Origin of the sequence: Seohaeicola zhoushanensis, from assembly GCF_014656415.1 — a bacterium.
In the GTDB taxonomy this organism is placed as follows: domain Bacteria; phylum Pseudomonadota; class Alphaproteobacteria; order Rhodobacterales; family Rhodobacteraceae; genus Seohaeicola_A; species Seohaeicola_A zhoushanensis.
Genome location: NZ_BNCJ01000031.1, coordinates 19211 through 35600, shown reverse-complemented (window position 1 = coordinate 35600; position 16390 = coordinate 19211). Strand labels below are relative to the sequence as shown.

Below are 16390 nucleotides of genomic sequence, written 5' to 3'. Positions count from 1 at the left end.
AGCAGGACTCGCACAGCCAGCTTCAACGCGGCAGGAGGGGATCGGCGTGGCGCTTACGGATAGTCTCACCAATGGTGACTCAAATCGGCGTCCAGTCTCACATACCCTGAATCGGTTTCAGAAATGCGACACAGGCAAGCTGTTGAAAACAAATGGAACGCAGTCTCAGAAATTCCGGCAGACCGACAAAAACCACGAGAAGTCGAACTCAGACCCGCCAATCGGGTCTTTGGACAACGAGAGAGATCGCCCCGACGGCGAGGCCTTGAGCCTGCCTTCTTTTGTCGCCGGCTCCGGCACCCTTGATCGATTGGTGGACACCGCCCGCGACTATGCCCGCGCGGCGGCCTCGGACAACACGCTGAAAGCCTACGCGAAGGACTGGGCGCATTTTGCGCGCTGGTGCCGGATGAAGGGCGCGAGCCCCCTGCCCCCCTCGCCCGAGATGATCGGGCTTTACCTCGCGGACCTGGCCTCGGGGACAGACCCCTCCCCTGCCCTCTCGGTATCGACCATCGAGCGCCGCCTCTCGGGCCTTGCCTGGAACTACGCGCAAAGCGGCTTCACTCTGGGCCGGAGGAACCGCCACATCGCCTCAGTGCTTGCGGGCATCAAACGCAGGCACGCGCGTCCGCCGGTGCAGAAGGCGGCGATCCTGGCCGAGGATATCCTCGCGATGGTCGCCACCCTGCCCTATGACCTGCGCGGTCTGCGCGATCGGGCAATCCTGCTGCTGGGCTATGCCGGCGGTCTGCGCCGCTCGGAGATCGTGAGCCTCGATGCCGGCAAGGACGACACGCCCGACAGCGGCGGTTGGGTGGAGATCATGGAGAAAGGTGCCCTGCTCACCCTCAACGCCAAGACCGGCTGGCGCGAGGTCGAGATCGGCCGTGGCTCGTCGGAGCAGAGCTGCCCGGTTCATGCGCTGGAACAATGGCTGCACTTCGCGAAGATCGACTTCGGCCCCATCTTCGTCGGCACCTCGCGCGACGGCAAGCGTGCGCTGGAGACACGGCTGAACGACAAGCATGTCGCGCGGCTGGTCAAGCGCACGGTGCTCGACGCCGGCATCCGCGCCGCCCTGCCCAAGAAAGAGCGCCTGGCGCTGTTCTCCGGTCACAGCTTGCGCGCCGGTCTTGCCAGTTCGGCCGAGGTGGACGAGCGCTACGTGCAGAAGCATCTCGGCCATGTCTCGGCCGAGATGACCCGCCGTTACCAGCGCCGCCGCGATCGGTTCCGGGTGAACCTGACCAAAGCAGCCGGTCTCTGACCTCCTGCCCCATCACGCCGCCTGCCCGCTGAGCCTGCCATAGAAGCTGCGCTCGAGATGCAGCTCCCCTGCCCCGGCCTTCTCGACCATGCCGCGCAGATAGCCGCCCGGCGAGGAAACTTCCCCTGCGCAATGCTTCTCGAAGACAAGCGCCAGCGCCGCTGTCGCCACCTGTTTGCCCAACCGCTCCTGCGCCACGTTCCAGGCATGCTCGGACACACCGATCATCGGCCTGAGTTGACCTGCAACCCGGTGAAGATCGCCCCAATCTTTCAGGAACCCGCCCATATTGCGCGCCCAGGATGCGAATTCCGGGCAGGCTTGCATGACGGTTGGGAGATCCAGCGCTGCGCGCTTCTTGCGCACCTCTGCCACCCACTCTTCCAGCTCCCTATCAACCTGATCTTCGGGCTGAGCATTGGGCACCACGGCCGCGACTTTCTCATTTTCTGAGGAATTACGAGTTACAGGATTAAGTTGGTTTGTAATTAGTATATGAGGGTCAGAAATGACCTCCCTGGGGTTCATTTTTTGAGTCTTCTCAGAGGCTTGTTCCTTGGTTGTGAGCGTGTTTTCCACAGACTCGACCACCTGAGTTGCCTTGAGATAGGCAGCTTCGACGCGTTCCTGAAGTTCCTTGAACCACGTCAGCAGCCGAGCAAGCTGCTCAGACGCTTCATGGCGACGAGGAAGCCGGTCCAGAAGCTCCTCGAAAAGACCTGTGAATTGCGTCCAGGGACCGCGCAGCGCGCTGCTGACGGCCGCCTCGATCCGAGCGCGGATCATACGTCGTGCAACTGTGATCTGGCGCTTCAGGCGCTGACAGAGCTCGCGCTCGGCATGCAAATCGGCATGGAGCTCCTCGAACTCCTCGACACGCGCCGAAAGCGGCGACAAATCAAAGCCATAGGCCTCGATAATGCGCCCCTCGACGTCCCTGCGGCCCCACCGCTTGCCGTTAGGGCTGTCTTGAAAGGAGATCACCCCGATCTCAGCCAGGCGCCGCGCATGGCGCTTAAGCGCCGAAAGCGAGAACCCCGTCTGCTCCATCAGATAGGCGTTGGACGCCCAGACGATCGGGCGCTGTCCCTCCTCCCAGTCCTGGGCCTGGGTAAAGGCCCCGAGCGTGTCGAGGAGCAACATGTCTCCGGCCTTGAGGCCAATGTAGGCGCCCACGCGCTTCAGAGCCACGAAGGCACGCGTTTTGGGTACTCCTACCTGTTCACCGGCTTGTGCAAGCTGCTCTGCGGCAGCGAGACCCGCGGAGGCTTTACGCCAGCCTGAGGGTTGCCATGCGATGGGCATATCTCTCTCGTGCTGAGGTATACCTACCTCAGTTGCTCCAGACGGAGCATCACTGAATTTTTCCATGTTTTGTCAGCAGACAAAGAAATCCCGTTCGCTCAGAAGCGTTTTCTCTTGTGTGGCGATTCGGTGGCTGCTAGATTCTAGGTGTCTAATCTAAGAATTGCGCTCTGCGCAGCAGCCCTCGAAGCTTCGGTTTCGGGGGCTTTCTTCGTTTACCTTTCCTCCTTTCTGCTCGTCCTCACTTGTCATCCTCCGAGTTTACATCTGTAAATTCGGCGTAGGATCTCTTGATGATGTCCTCAAGATTGCTCTCAAGCCAGTTTGCGAACTCAGCACTTGTGCCGGACTTCTTCACCGAAAGAGAGACGCTCCCTCGGCCTGCTTTAATGACGACACCGTCCATCGGCGTAATCTCATGAGGACCGCTGGACGCTTTCGTTCCGCGCTTGCTTGCTTCCTTGATCAGCGCTTCCAACCGTTCATCAGACGTCAATGAGGCGCTGATCTTGGTCAGCAGGTCGAGCGCGACTTTCTCGGTGAGCTTCCGTTCGAGGAATAGCTCGGCAAGGTCCGTCCACCTCGGCCTGCCGGATTTGGGTGCCGCACCTATCAGGTCGCCCACTCGGGATGGGACATTTTGCGTTACCTTGGTAAGGTGCGAATGCCCTGAGGCCGAAAGATTCAAAACCTGGCGCACTCTCGCGCTTTCGTGACCCGCGGTTTGGATCGCTTCTGCAAAGCGAGCCTTCTCATAGAACGAAAGGTTGCGACGTGCCGCATTTTCCAGCCCTTTGGCCAACAACGCCGTTGCGTCGTCGACATCCTGAACGTTTGCACGCACCTTGATGCCGAGCTCCCGGCACGCCTTCAGACGGCGGCGGCCATAGATCGCTTCGAAGCGCCCCTCGGCAGCCTTGGATCGCCGAACGAGGATTGGGACCTGCTGACCGCCTTCGCGGATGCTATTCTTGAGAGCCTCAAAACCCTCATCGTCATCCTCGGCGTTTACAGCTGTAAACTCGTCCAATCGATCCTTCGGCCCCCAATCATCGATCAGGCCGGGATCGATCTCACGGATAGACGCCAGTGACCCCTGAAGAGCTCCTAATGCTGGTGCACTTGTCTTGGGGGTCTTCTCAGTCGAAGTGCTGCTGGAACGCGCGATGGTGTTCGCGATCCCCGACATATCTCGAAGCGACTTCCTTGCCATTACTTACGCCCCCATGATTGGTGGATCATGACTTCCACTTCGTGGCCAACGGCATCCATCGAACCTTTTGCGCGATCGTAGGTCGCGCGGGTCATCTCAGAGCGCACGACTTCATAGATGGATTGTTTGAGCATGGTCGCATCACTGATTGCTGTACTCTTGAGAGCGGTCGCCGACATGACGCGATCCTGGAATAGCGCACGCATAAACGAGGTCAGCTGTTGTGAGGGCACATCCGTTGGCTCGTCCCGCGTGATCAGGAACTTGAAGTGATCATACTGTAGAGTCGCGCCGGCGTCCTCGATCACCCCCATGTAGGCACCCGCAAGTTCGAGGAACTGTGCGGTCGACGAAACATCCAACATCGAAGGCGTCAACGGGACGATCAGCGAACTCGCTGCGGCCATTCCAGCAATCGTCAAAAAGCCCAGCTGTGGTGGGCTGTCCATCAGGACGAGGTCGAAATCACCCTCGACCTGGGACAATGCGTTTCGGATGCGGGTAAAGAACGGTTGGTCAGGGTTCGAATGGACGGCAGATTCAGTCTCGAATTCTGACAGCATGAGGCGCGACGGCGCAATCGAAAGCCCCGGGAAGTAGGTGGGAACGACGACATCGGCCATGCTTACTGGATCGTCATAGCGGATCGCGTCATAGACAGTTAGCCCATCAAACTCGATTTCCGGGCTGATGCCGCACATGGATGTGAGAGACCCCTGGGGATCCAGATCAACGACCAACACGCGGTAGCCGCGAAGCGCAAAATAGTGCGCAAGATGGATACTCGTGGTGCTCTTGCTCGACCCGCCTTTGAAGTTCATCAACTGCCAAACTTGCAGTTTCTCGTCACCAGACCGTCGAGGCAGATAGCGCCCTTTCTTGCGAGACGACTTCTCTAGAATCTCGCGCGCATCCCATACCTCTTGCGCCGAGTAAAAGCGCCGCCCTCCACGAACATCTTCGGGCTCTGGGATGGTCCCCTCTGAGTGCAGCTTTCGCATGAACTGACCGGAGACCCCGAGGAGTTCTGCGGCCTCAGGTGCGGAAAAAGACCGTAGCGTTTTCGTGCTATCTGGGGCAAAAGCCGAAAGAAGATGTTCCCGGATGGCAGCATTCAACCGCTCGGAAATATCTGTCGCGAGCGCTGAAGGCTTCTCGTTTGCCAGTGGTGTCACAGGAATCATCTAGTTGCCCCAAAATCGAAAATATGGCCTTTTTCGCGCCACTTGGGGATAAGAGCCGTGATTCACGGCGCTAAGTCAAGATTTTTCCTCAATATAGTGTCTATTGAGGCGGGAAGAGACTATATGCGCGGACAGCGCTTGCTTCGGAATTTACAGCTGTAAACGGGTTGGCAGAGGAGAACCTCTTCCAGCCCTTGGCTTAGGCGGCGTCTTTCGGGCCCCAGGGGATGACGGCCTGCAGGGACAGATCGTCCTGGTTGGCGGCCTTGCCGAGGTTGGCGTTGAAGCCGTGGTCGCGGATGGTCAGCGTGTAGTAGTCGGCGCCGGTCTCCTTGTTCTGCTTCTTCCAGATGCCGCCGCACTCGACCAGTTTGCCGCGCGGGGAGCGACCAAGGACGCGGTGCGTGGGGGCCATCGGGTTCGCGCTTGCGACAGGTTCGACCGTGATGTCGAGGTCGAAGGTCAGGGTCGAGATGGAGCCGACGCCCTTGGCGGTTTCGATGTCGGCGCTGGCGAATTTGATGCAGTTCGTGGTCATTGCTCTTCTCCTTGTTTGCGTTGCAATGATGGTCACCTTGCAGCTGGCCAAGGCCCGGCCACACCGAAGGCGAAGCGCAGCGGAGAGGGGCAGGCACCGGTCTTTTTGCTCCGCGCGGAATGAGCCGAAGGGTCAGGGGAAAAAGATCGGCGACAACCTTTGTGGACGGGACGACAGCTGCGACCAGCATGTCATGCAACTCAGACACAGGGAGAAGTGCGGTGGCCTCGAAGGAAGGTGGGTGAACAGCCGAGGGAGATGCCGCGAGGGCCTTGGCTCCCTTCTAACTCACCGGAGGCAAGACACAGCGCAGATGTCAAATCGCATCCCCCAGGTTCACTACTGCGCCGACTGTCTTCGCTGAAGCGCCCACGATGCGGATGAGTGCTCGAGGCGAACAGAGCGTGGAACGAAAAGCCGGGTTGCCAAGAAACACTGCAACCATCCAATCCCCCGAAATGACGTTCGGGCTGGTTGGTTTGGTCAGAAAATGTGACAGGACATTTGACCAAGGGCCGCCGCTACCAACGGACTGGACATGCTCTCTAGCTCCGGCAAGCGTCGCCGACTTGCCCTTCCAGTGCTCATGCTATACGTCATTGACACATACACCGCCGAAACCTATATGGGACAAGAGATGACACGATTGCAAACAGTGGTCGAACTGCCCGAATTTCAGAGGCGCGCCAAGGCAATCATGTCGGACCAGGAGCGAGAGGCCGCGATCGACTTCATCGCCGCCAATCCGGAAACTGGCGTCTCTCTTGGCGGCGGACTTCGGAAGGTCCGCATCCCGAGAGAGGGGGGCGGAAAGAGCGGCGGCTTCAGGACGGTGTATGTCTTTGGTGGGACCCATATGCCGATCTTTCTGATTACGGTCTTTGCCAAGAATGAGAAAGCCAACCTGTCGAAGTCTGAGCAGGCTGCGGCGGTAGAGATGAGCAAGGCGCTTGTCGCGAAATATGGAGACGCAACATGAGTGCATTCGAATCCATCACCAAGGGGCTGGAAGAGGCGCTGACCTTCGCAGATGGCGACTTGGCCGACGCGAGGGTCCATGAAGTTTCCGTTGCGGAAGTCGATGTCGCCGAAATCCGGCAACGGACGGGCCTGTCCCAGGCGGAATTCGCCAAGAGCATCGGCGTCGCGAAAGGCACGCTTCTGAACTGGGAACACGGGCGCCGGCACCCCACGGGCCCGGCCCAGGTTCTGTTAGCATTGATCGCAAAGAAGCCTTCTGTCGTGCAGGACCTGTTGCGCGGTGCGTGAACCGGGGCCTAAGCCCCGATCCTCTTGATGCGAATCCCGAGCTTGCGGGCCTTGTCGACGATGTTCTCGGTGATGCCCGAACCGGGCGTGGCGATCAGACCCTGCAGCATGGTTTCGAGCATTTTGTCGTTGCGCTTGAAAGGAGCGGCCTTACCGTTGCTTTTCCAGTCGGGTTTGAAGACCACCTGGGTTACACCTCGGGTATCTGCCCAACGGGCCGCGATCATCTCGGCACCCTTGGACGTGCCACCGTGCAGGAGCACCATGTCGGGGTATTTGGCGTGCGTGGCGTCGAGGGCGGACCAGATCAGATCGTAGGCCTGATAATCGCCCCCTGAGAAGGCTATCCGCGTGCCTTCGGGGCAGTGCACCTCGGTCTCCTTGCGTCGCTTGGCCGAGAGATAGGCCCGACTGTCCACCACGGCGGAGGTGAGACCGCGATGCGAGACCTTGGATCCGGTGCGGGGCAGCTAGGGCGAACCGGTGGCCGTCGAGAAGTGCTCCACGGCCAGATCGCGCATCTGCGTGAAAGCGTCGCGATGGTCCCAGAGTTTGAGCCCGATCATCTGGAGGCGTTCGAGCTCGACTGAGGCGACCTCGGAGCCGTCCTGGATGGCCAGACTTTCCCGGACCTCGAATTCGTGTCGTCGAGGAGCTTCTGAATATGGGTCAGCCGACGATGGCAGATCGAGGTGAGGGACCAGAGCACTTCTTCGAGATGGTCTTCCAACTGACTGCTCGTGAGGAGGCCGATGGTGGTGCCAAAGAGCGTCGCAATGGTGAGCTCGACCTCATCTGGCTGGGGCAGGGGGCGACGATCTGTCTCGCCGGGCCCGGGCGTTGCGCCGTGAAGTGCGAGATGGTCGAGGATGGCGGAGAACATCACATCGGCGCTCAAACCGATCCGCTGAAAGGTCGATTGGAGGGAGTTCGCAGGGGGACGGAAGCTTTTTCCGGTGATGACGACGTAGGGCCGCGGCGTCGATGGGTTTGCCCGCTTCGAATAAGGAAGCGAGTGAAGTTGCCGCCAGCAACAGGTGTTCGGCGATGCCGAGGGCCTCTGGCAGGGCAGGGGGTTCGGCCTCGGTTGCAAGAGGGACGGAACAGGGGTCAGCCGTTCACTGGCGATCTCCGGGGTTATATGTTGGCCACGAGCCCGCGCGCACCCTCTATCCCGGGCGGGGTCCCCCCTTCCGCCCTAGCTCTCGCTCTTTCATGGTTTTGCTAATCTCCGACTTGGTCGCGAAAAGTTGTCCCCAGGATCTGGGGATGGGACTGTGGGTGGTGCTGCGGAAGCCCTTGTCAGCTTGACGTTTTATCAGATCGCCTAAAATTTGGGCAATTTTTGACCTGCGCATCCGACAATGAGGCACTTCGTCAATGTAACGGCGAGCTACAAGACTTGGATAATCTTCAGGAAGAGCTTTGAACAAGAAAAAGGCGGCACCCGGGAGGAGGTGGATGCCGCCGATTATTCTGGACCGGCTCAGGGAGGAGGAGAGAACCGACCACGGCCATAAGATAGCGGCCATGCTGCAACCGCACAATAGCTGAACCATGCTACTTCTGCATTGCAGCAATGCGAGCTTGCTAGAGCTTCTCAAAGAGTTGAGTCATTTGCTGTGTTTTCAGTTCTCTATTGGTGGTGTGCCTGCGATCAAGCGGCAGTGGAATGAGGTGGTTGACCCGACGACGGCGCAGGCAACGCCCGCCGCGCCTCGGGTAAACGGTCCAGCTCATAGTCGCCGACACCCTCAGCAAGAGTCGATCTCCTCGCCGTTCCGCTCGATGTCATAGCCGTCGACCCGGCCACCGAAATAGGCGGCGTAGCCGACGATTTCCGCGCGCGAGATGCGTTCAGCCTAATGGCGCAAAGCCTTGGTGACGGGTTTCACACCGAACTCCTTTCGAGTCGTCTCGACCGTACCAAAGAGAACTTAGCGACCGCCAGGTGCCTAAGCTCGAAACGTATACGATTTTGGACATAAGCCCCTAATATTTCCACCATAACCCAGAAACCGTATACTTCTTTCTTGACGTCCCCACCACTGGCGTTACTCATGGAACTCGGGAGGAATGACGCTATGACTGATTCGGAAGAAAACCAGTCCCAAACCATGATGGCGGTTCTGGGGCTGCGAGGGCTCATCATTGACGGGACGCTTGCTCCTGGCGCACGCGTTGCTGAGCCCCTGATCGTCGAGCGCTTCAATGTGTCTCGAACACCGGCCAGAGCGGCGCTTTCCCAGCTGGCAGAGGAAGGGCTGCTGACCCGCCGAAAGACAAGTGGGTACGAGGTCAAGGCCTATACCGAGAAGGACGTCTATCAGGCGATAGAGATGCGCGGCCTTCTGGAGGGTATGGCTGCCCGTATTGCGGCAGAAAATGACGTTTCTCCTGGTCTGTTGGGCAAGATGAACGCCGTCGTAGAGCAGCTCGACGACGTAGTCGCGCGGCTCTCCTCGGACAGCGAACAGACGGAATACGTCCATCTGAATAACCAATTTCACAAATTGCTGCTGGAAGCGTCCGACAGTGACATGCTCACCATGTCGCTCGATCGGATGCGGGCGCTGCCTTTCGGATCGCCGAATGCGTTCGTGGAATCGCTTTCGCTCAACCATGTCGCTGTCAAGCGGGTGCTGATCATGGCTCAGGAGCAGCACCGTGCGATTGTCGAGTCGATCCGCTACGGTCACGGGGCGCGGGCCGAAGCTCTGGCCCGGGAGCATTCCTTTTGCGCCGCCCGCTACCTGAACCTGCTGAGGGCAAAGGACGAACCCATACCCTGGATTGCCAGGCCCTCGAAAAGAGCCTGATTAATTCACCTAAATCGCGAGACCGTTCCGAGGCTGCGATGTTTTCGCAAGCGTTGGAATCTTGCGGCCTGAACAACCCGGAGAACACCATGCCAGAATTCGACCAACTGAGAAAAACACCCGAAGGATATTTTACGACCAGGTGGGGGCAGCCGGAATATACTGACTGGCAGGACGAAAGCATGTCCTGGAAGGAGGGCTGCTACATCGGCGACTGGTCGTTCCTGTGGGAGCGGCGGTTCCGGGGGCCGGACGTCCTGAAACTTTTCGCGGACACTTCGGTCAACAACTTCGCCAAGTTTGACCTCAACCAGTCGAAACATGTCATCCATACAGACAAGAACGGCAAGCTGATCGCTGAAGGTATCCTGACCCGTCTGGGCGAGGACGAGTACATGCACTTCGGGCGCGGCACCTTTTGGGTGGATTACAACCTGCGCCACGGCGACTACGACGCGACTTCCCAGGCGGACGACTGGTTCAACTTCCAGGTGCAGGGGCCCGAGGCGATCCATGTGGTCGAAAAGGCCTGCGGTGAGAGCCTGCGTGACGTGAAGTTCATGTACAACGGGCACATCAAGATCGCCGGCTGCGACGTCGTCGCCCTGCGGCAGGGCATGGCTGGTGAACTGGGCTTCGAGCTTCAGGGCGACATCAAGAAGAGCCAGGAGGTATATGACGCGATCATCGAGGCGGGCAAGGATTTCGGCATCCGCAAACTCGGCGGGCGGACGGCCTTCATCAACCATCTGGAAGCCTGTTTCCCGACGATCGTAACCGATTACCTGCCGGCGATCTTCGAGCCGGACATGGCGGATTATCTTAAGGAATTCCGGGATGCGATGCCCGCCTTCGCCTCGACTTTCAACGTTGCGGGCAGCTTCGAGGGCAAGCAGATCTCCGACTGGTATCGCAGCCCGGTCGAACTGGGCTGGGCCAACCGCATCCATACCGGGCACGACTTCATCGGTCGCGATGCACTGACAGAGGAAAAGGCCAATCCGCGTCGGGTGATCCGCACGTTGGTCTGGAACCCGGAGGATCTGGTCAAGGTCTATGCCTCTCTGTTCAAGCAGGGCGATCCATATGACTACATGGAGATGCCCCGCGAACAACGCGGCTTCATGTACTGCGACAAGGTCGTCAAGGGCGGCAGTGAGGTCGGCGCAACAACGTCGCGCGGGTATTCCTATTTTTTCCGCGAGATGCTGTCGCTGGCAACCATGGACGTGGCCGAGGCCGAGATCGGCAACGAGGTCAGCGTCGTCTGGGGCAACCCCGGCCATCCGCAGATCGAGATCCGCGCGACCGTTCAGCCCGCACCCTACAAACAGGACAACCGCCGCGCGTCCTATTGAAATTCCGGCAGCCGGACGGGCGGGTCCGGTTGCCAATCACACATCCAAGGGAGGACAAACATGTCATTTGGAACCGTATTGAGAGCCGGGGCTGTCGCGCTTGCGATGACAGCGCCCGCGATGGCCGAAACCGTGAAGGTCGGCGTGATCGGGCCGTTCTCGGGACCGTTCTCGGGGTCGTTCGGAGAGCCGTTCCGGCAGGGGGTCGAAACCTATGTCGCGATGAACGGCCAGCCCGCCGACGGTATCGAGGTCGAATTCATCTGGCGCGATTTGCAGAAACCCGATCCGGGCCAGGCGCGTGCGCTAGCCCAAGAGCTGGTTGCCAAGGATGGCGTTCAGTATCTTGCCGGCTTCGTCTTCACGCCCAATGCCATTGCTGCAGCCGGGATTTCACAGCAGGCGAAGATCCCGACTGTGATCTTCAACGCCTCGGCCTCGGCCGTGGTGTCGCAGTCCGAATATTACGTGCGCACGTCCAACACGCTGGCGCAGGTGTCGGTGCCGACGGCGCAGGATGCGCTGGACAAGGGGTACAAGACGGTGGTGACGGCGGTCAGTGATTACGCGCCCGGCGTCGATGCGGAAACCAACTTTGCCAAGGCGTTCACCGAGGGCGGTGGCGAGGTGCTGGAATCGATCCGGATGCCGCTGTCGACCACCGACTTCGGACCGTATCTCCAGTCGATCCAGTTGAAGAAGCCGGATGCGCTGTTCGTCTTCCTGCCCTACGGTCCGCCGACCTACAGCTTTGTCAACGCCTATCGCGACAACGGGCTGGACAAGGCAGGGATCGCATTTGTCGGTACCTCCGAAACTCAGGAGGTCGACCTTCAGTCGCTTGGCGACGCAGCACTGGGGCTTGAGACCGGGTATTTCTACTCGGCCGCGCACGAGTCGCCGGAAAACGACGCCTTCAAGGCCAAACTGAAGGAACTCTATCCGAATGCCGAGCCTAACCCGGCAACGGTCGCAGCCTTTGACGGCACCCACGCGCTCTACGAGATGATCCGCGCGACGGGCGGCAAAACGGATCCGGATGCGGCCATCGCGGCGATCAAGGGCAAGAGCTGGGAAAGCCCGCGTGGGCCGATCACGATTGACGCCGACACCCGCGACATCGTGCAGAACGTCTATATCCGAAAGGTCGAGAAAGACGCGGACGGCCGGTTGGTCAACCGCGAATACAAGACCTACGAGGCGCAGCCCGACTTCGGCGCGCAGAAGTAAGGACGCGGTCGCATGGCATCCCTTCTCGCGAGCATCCTGATCGACGGCTTTGCCTACGGCATGGTGCTGTTCATGGTGTCGGTCGGCCTGACCGTCACTCTGGGCCTGATGCGATTTGTCAATCTGGCGCATGGCATGTTCGCGATGATCGGGGGCTATGCGGCCGCAAGCCTGATCACCATGGCCGGGGTGCCCTATATCCTGGCCCTGATCCTGGCGGCGATCGTCGCCGGGATCATCGCCTTAGGGCTGGAAATCAGCGTCATCCGCTGGATGTATGGTCGGCCGGAACTCGATCAGGTGTTGCTGACCATCGGGCTTGTGTTCATCGGGATTGCGCTGGCGGGGATGCTGTTCGGCAATTCGCTGGTGCCGGTGCCGCTGCCGGACATGCTGCGCGGGGCCTCGGACCTGGGTTTCCGGGTCATGCCGACGCAGAGGATCGTGGCCGCTGTCGTAGGGCTGCTGTCGCTTCTCGCGATCTGGCTGCTCCTGGACCGGACGATGTTCGGCATCCGTCTGCGTGCAACGGTGGACAATGCCCGCGCCGCCGGCGAGCTTGGGATCAACACCCGTCGCGTCTATGCCATTGCCTTTTCCGTCGGCGCGGCGCTGGCAGGGCTGGGCGGCGTAGTCGGCGCCGAACTGCTGCCGGTAGAGCCATATTATCCGCTGAAGTACCTTGTGCTGTTCCTGGCCGTCGTCGCTGTCGGCGGGCCGGGCAGCGTCTTCGGCAGCCTGATCGCCGCCCTGCTTTTGGGTACGGTCGAGACTGCGGGCAAGTATCTTGCCCCCGGTTTCGCGACCATCGGCCTCTTTGTCGTGATGCTGCTGGTGCTCAGCTGGCGGCCCGACGGACTGTTTCACCGCAAGTCCAGACTGTGAATTGACCATGACTTCGTTCCCGACGCGCATCCTTGGCGATCTGGCCGTGCCTCTGGCCGGGTTGATCCTGCTGGCGCTCTACCCCTCGCAACAGGCGTTTCTGGCGCAGATCGCGATCACGGCGATCCTTGTCCTGTCACTTGACCTGGTGGTCGGCTTTGCCGGGCTGGCGACGCTTGGCCATGCGGCGATGTTCGGGGCAGGGGCGTATGCGGCTGGGCTTTATGCGCTGCATGTCTGGTCCGAACCGCTGACCGGGCTGATTGCCGGCGCACTGGCGGGTGCGGTCGTGGCGGGTGCGACGGCGCTGATGCTGATGCGGGCGCACGGGCTGACGTTTCTGATGATGACCGTCGCGATCAGCCAAGTCCTGTACGAGATCGTCAGCAAGGCGCGCGACGTGACCGGCGGCGACGATGGTCTTTTCGGCTTCACCATGCAGCCGGTGCTGGGCGTGTGGGAGTTCGATTTCTTCGGCAAGCTGGCCTTCTGGTACAGCCTTGCCGTGCTGTGGATCGTCTTTGTCCTGTTGCGGCGGCTGATGGTGACGCCCTTCGGGCAGACCGTGCGAGCCATTCGCGACGATGCGGGCCGGGTCGGATCGCTCGGCGGGCGGGTCTACCGGCACCGGGTCGTGGTTTACACCCTGTCGGGGGGAATCGCCGGGCTGGCCGGGGCGTTGTCGGCGCAGACGGTGCAGGTCGTAGGCCTGTCCAGCCTGAGCGTCACCTATTCGGCCGAGATCCTCGTGATGCTGGTGCTGGGCGGGACAGGGCGGCTTTGGGGTGCACTGGTCGGCACGCTGGTGTTCACGGTCATCCACCACTATGCGGCCTCTATCGACCCGGTGCGATGGATGCTGTTCATCGGGCTCATCCTCGTGGTCATTGTGCTGTTCCTGCCGGGCGGGCTGACGCGGGGGATCGCGCTGATCCACGCCTGGCTGACAGGGAGGCGCGCGCCATGACCGCTTTGCTGGAAGTGCGCAACCTGACCAAGAGCTTCGGCGGGCTGAAGGTCACCAATCATGTTGACCTGACGTTAGAGCCGGGCGCGCGGATGGCGCTGATCGGGCCGAACGGGGCGGGCAAGACGACGCTGGTGAACCTGATCACCGGCGCGCTGGCCGCCTCCGGCGGGTCGGTCCGGCTGATGGGCGAGGATGTCTCGGCGCTGCCGGAGCCCGTGCGCGCCGCCCGCGGGCTGATCCGCACCTTTCAGGTCACGCGGCTGTTCGGGTCGATGACCGTAGCCGAGAATCTACGGATCGGGGCGATCCACCGGCAGCGCCGCAGCTATGCCATCCTGCGACGCACCGCGGTGGAGCAGGCGCTGGACGAAGCGGTGGCGCGGGTGCTGGCGCAGCTGCGCCTGACCGACCGCGCCGACACGCCGGTCGCGCGGCTGGCCTACGGCGAACAGCGGCTGGTCGAACTGGGCATCGCGCTGGTGATGGAGCCGCGCGTGCTCTTGCTGGATGAACCCGCGGCAGGGGTGCCGCAGAGCGAAAGCCATATCATCATGGACGCCATCGACGACCTGCCGGAGGATCTGGGCGTCGTCTTCATCGAACATGACATGGACCTTGTCTTCCGTTTCGCGACCGAAATCGTCGTTCTGGTCTCGGGCGCGGTGATCTGTACCGGCACCCCGTCCGAGATCGCGGCGAACGAAGAGGTCCGAAGGGTTTATTTCGGGGAGGCGGCACATTGAACGGCATCGCATGGAATGGCGTTTCAGCCGGATACGGCGCCACGACGATCATCGAAGAGATCGACCTGACCGTCGCGCCCGGCGAACGCATCGGGGTTCTGGGCCGGAACGGCGCGGGCAAGACGACCATGCTCAGCGCGATGACCGGCGGGGCGCAGATCCTCAAGGGTACCGTGCGTGCCGGCGACCGCGATCTGAGCAATCTTCCGCCATGGGCCCGCAGCCGCGCCGGCATTGGCGTGGTGCCGCAGACCCGCGACATCTTCCGCTCGCTCACCGTGCGCGAAAACCTGATGGCAGGCGGCGGCACGGCGGCGGACATGGCAGATGCCTTCGCTCTCTTTCCACGGCTGAAGGAGCGGCTGGGCAATCTGGGCGCCGACCTCAGCGGCGGCGAACAGCAGATGCTGTCGATCGCGCGGGCATTGATGAACCGGCCAACCTTCCTGCTGCTGGACGAACCGCTGGAGGGCCTTTCACCGCTAGTCTCGCAGGATGTCATGGCGGCGATCCGCAAACTGGTTAGCGACCGCAACCTGGGTTGCGTGCTGGTGGAACAGCATGTCGGCACCGTGCTGGATTTCTGCGACCGCGTGCTGGTGCTGCAACGAGGACGGGTCGTGTTTTCCGGCACATCCGACGCGTTGCGCACCCGCCCGGACGTGCTGGAAAGCGCCATTGGCCTGTCGGGCGTGTCCGGCTGACCCACAATCCCTTGTCATTGTCTGAATAGGAGACCGAAATGGCCGACGCCAATGTCATCACCCTGTCCTGCATCAACCACCCCGGCATCGTCGCGGCGGTCAGTACCTTCCTTGCCCGTCACGGCGCCAATATCGTCGAGGCCGAGCAGTTCGACGACCCGGTGACAGGCAAGTTTTTCATGCGGGTCGCGTTCAACTTCGTCGGTCAGGACCAGATGCCGAAGGTGACCAAAGGGTTTGCCGATATCTCGCAGGACCACGGGTTCGACTACCGGATCACGCCTGCGGGCACGCGCAAGAAGGTGCTGGTCCTGGTCAGCAAGTTCGACCACTGCCTTGTCGATCTGATCTATCGCCACCGCATCGGAGAACTGCCGATGGACCTGGTAGGCGTTGCAGGGAACCATCCGGCGGATGCCCTGGATGCGGGGACGCTGGCCCATACAACCTACACGCACCTGCCGACCACCAAGGACACGAAGCCCGAGCAGGAGGCGCAGATCAAGGCGCTTGTCACGGAAACCGGCGCGGATCTGGTGGTGCTGGCGCGCTACATGCAGATCCTGTCGGACGATCTTTCGGCCTTTCTGTCGGGACGCTGCATCAACATCCATCATTCGTTCCTGCCGGGTTTCAAGGGGGCCAAGCCCTACCACCAGGCCTTTGACCGGGGCGTGAAGCTGATCGGCGCGACCGCGCATTTTGTCACGGAGGACCTCGACGAGGGTCCGATCATCGCTCAGGACGTGGAGCCGATCACCCACTACGATACGGCCGAGGATCTTGTGCGCAAGGGACGGGACATCGAGCGGCGGGTCCTGGCGCGCGCTGTCAGCGCATATCTCGAGGACCGGGTCGTGATCAACGGGACCAAGACGGTCGTATTCAAGCGGTGATACGGC

17 protein-coding genes are annotated in these 16390 nt (G+C 61.0%); 11 read left to right on the top strand and 6 right to left on the bottom strand.

The window, feature by feature from the left end; all coding sequences use genetic code 11:
• Nucleotides 1-220 precede the first annotated feature (220 nt).
• Nucleotides 221-1270: a tyrosine-type recombinase/integrase gene (locus IE266_RS24580; RefSeq protein ID WP_189682785.1), complete on the top strand. Its 1050-nt coding sequence runs from the start codon at nt 221-223 to the stop codon at nt 1268-1270.
• A gap of 12 nt (nt 1271-1282) precedes the next feature.
• Here the strand turns inward: IE266_RS24580 and repC are convergent, their stop codons facing one another.
• The 4 genes from repC to IE266_RS24560 all read right to left on the bottom strand — a co-directional run bounded on the left by repC (nt 1283) and on the right by IE266_RS24560 (nt 5510).
• Entirely contained in the window at nt 1283-2575 is a 1293-nt protein-coding gene (gene repC / locus IE266_RS24575; RefSeq protein WP_189682780.1) for a plasmid replication protein RepC, read from the bottom strand.
• A 241-nt stretch (nt 2576-2816) separates the two neighbouring features.
• On the bottom strand, nt 2817-3764 hold the full coding sequence (repB, locus tag IE266_RS24570) for a plasmid partitioning protein RepB (RefSeq protein ID WP_229864468.1): 948 nt from the start codon (nt 3762-3764) through the stop codon (nt 2817-2819).
• A 23-nt stretch (nt 3765-3787) separates the two neighbouring features.
• Nucleotides 3788-4972, bottom strand: a complete 1185-nt coding sequence (gene repA, locus IE266_RS24565; protein WP_189682778.1) for a plasmid partitioning protein RepA — start codon at nt 4970-4972, stop codon at nt 3788-3790.
• Nucleotides 4973-5171: 199 nt separating this feature from the next.
• Complete coding sequence (locus IE266_RS24560; protein WP_189682777.1) at nt 5172-5510, bottom strand: DUF736 domain-containing protein; 339 nt, start codon at nt 5508-5510, stop codon at nt 5172-5174.
• Between the two features lie 538 nt (nt 5511-6048).
• Here IE266_RS24560 and IE266_RS24555 point away from each other — a divergent pair.
• Entirely contained in the window at nt 6049-6489 is a 441-nt protein-coding gene (locus IE266_RS24555; protein ID WP_229864466.1) for a type II toxin-antitoxin system RelE/ParE family toxin, read from the top strand.
• Nucleotides 6486-6779: a helix-turn-helix domain-containing protein gene (locus IE266_RS24550; RefSeq protein WP_189682776.1), complete on the top strand. Its 294-nt coding sequence runs from the start codon at nt 6486-6488 to the stop codon at nt 6777-6779. The genes IE266_RS24555 and IE266_RS24550 overlap by 4 nt, the downstream gene beginning before the upstream one ends.
• Before the next feature lie 8 nt (nt 6780-6787).
• Here IE266_RS24550 and IE266_RS27355 read toward each other — a convergent pair whose 3' ends face one another.
• On the bottom strand, nt 6788-7150 hold the full coding sequence (locus IE266_RS27355) for a DUF2493 domain-containing protein (RefSeq protein ID WP_229864464.1): 363 nt from the start codon (nt 7148-7150) through the stop codon (nt 6788-6790).
• 191 nt (nt 7151-7341) lie between these two features.
• Nucleotides 7342-7677, bottom strand: a complete 336-nt coding sequence (locus tag IE266_RS27350; protein WP_229864462.1) for a hypothetical protein — start codon at nt 7675-7677, stop codon at nt 7342-7344.
• Between the two features lie 1186 nt (nt 7678-8863).
• Between IE266_RS27350 and IE266_RS24540 the strand changes: the two genes are divergently transcribed.
• The 8 genes from IE266_RS24540 to purU all read left to right on the top strand — a co-directional run bounded on the left by IE266_RS24540 (nt 8864) and on the right by purU (nt 16384).
• A complete protein-coding gene (locus tag IE266_RS24540) occupies nt 8864-9598 on the top strand; it encodes a GntR family transcriptional regulator (protein ID WP_189682775.1) in 735 nt (244 codons plus the stop codon).
• An 89-nt stretch (nt 9599-9687) separates the two neighbouring features.
• Nucleotides 9688-10956 carry an aminomethyl transferase family protein gene (locus IE266_RS24535; protein ID WP_189682783.1) on the top strand — a complete coding sequence of 423 codons (1269 nt, stop codon included), beginning with the start codon at nt 9688-9690 and terminating at the stop codon, nt 10954-10956.
• A 60-nt stretch (nt 10957-11016) separates the two neighbouring features.
• Nucleotides 11017-12186 carry an ABC transporter substrate-binding protein gene (locus IE266_RS24530; protein ID WP_229864459.1) on the top strand — a complete coding sequence of 390 codons (1170 nt, stop codon included), beginning with the start codon at nt 11017-11019 and terminating at the stop codon, nt 12184-12186.
• Between the two features lie 12 nt (nt 12187-12198).
• The gene (locus tag IE266_RS24525; protein WP_189682774.1) at nt 12199-13071 is read left to right on the top strand and encodes a branched-chain amino acid ABC transporter permease; all 873 of its coding nucleotides are present in this window, start codon (nt 12199-12201) and stop codon (nt 13069-13071) included.
• A gap of 7 nt (nt 13072-13078) precedes the next feature.
• Nucleotides 13079-14038 carry a branched-chain amino acid ABC transporter permease gene (locus IE266_RS24520; protein WP_189682773.1) on the top strand — a complete coding sequence of 320 codons (960 nt, stop codon included), beginning with the start codon at nt 13079-13081 and terminating at the stop codon, nt 14036-14038.
• On the top strand, nt 14035-14784 hold the full coding sequence (locus IE266_RS24515) for an ABC transporter ATP-binding protein (protein ID WP_189682772.1): 750 nt from the start codon (nt 14035-14037) through the stop codon (nt 14782-14784). The genes IE266_RS24520 and IE266_RS24515 overlap by 4 nt, the downstream gene beginning before the upstream one ends.
• Nucleotides 14781-15488, top strand: a complete 708-nt coding sequence (locus tag IE266_RS24510; protein ID WP_189682771.1) for an ABC transporter ATP-binding protein — start codon at nt 14781-14783, stop codon at nt 15486-15488. The genes IE266_RS24515 and IE266_RS24510 overlap by 4 nt, the downstream gene beginning before the upstream one ends.
• 38 nt (nt 15489-15526) lie before the next feature.
• Nucleotides 15527-16384 carry a formyltetrahydrofolate deformylase gene (purU, locus tag IE266_RS24505; RefSeq protein WP_189682770.1) on the top strand — a complete coding sequence of 286 codons (858 nt, stop codon included), beginning with the start codon at nt 15527-15529 and terminating at the stop codon, nt 16382-16384.
• Nucleotides 16385-16390: the final 6 nt, after the last annotated feature.